This window comes from Rhodococcus sp. IEGM 1379, from assembly GCF_030056815.1.
Lineage (GTDB): Bacteria > Actinomycetota > Actinomycetes > Mycobacteriales > Mycobacteriaceae > Rhodococcus_F.
Window position 1 is genome coordinate 1 of sequence record NZ_JASHKR010000215.1, and the last position, 297, is coordinate 297.

Here is a 297-nt window from a genome sequence, read left to right on the forward strand (position 1 = left end):
TCTGCTGCGGGCACGGTCTCGTTCAAGGTTGCCGGTTCTGAAATCGGTACTGCTGCCATATCGAATGGTGTTGCGACTCTGGCGCATACGTTTGCTTCCGCGGGTGCGGAGGTTGTGACGGCGGACTTCTTGCCGGCGGCAGGGTTTGTGGGTTCGTCGGCTTCGGCTCAGACGGTGACGGTGTCTAATCTGGCTCCGGTTGATGTGGAAACGTCTTTGGTGCTGGTTGTTCCGGCTGCGGGGACGACGGATGTGGCTGTTGATCTGACGGCGACGGTGACTCCGGCTAATGCTGTG

General features: G+C 59.9%; 1 protein-coding gene. It reads left to right on the forward strand.

What is annotated here, in order from left to right:
* A partial coding sequence (locus QM600_RS29565; RefSeq protein WP_283265336.1) for an Ig-like domain-containing protein occupies positions 1 to 297 on the forward strand: 297 nt, incomplete at both ends.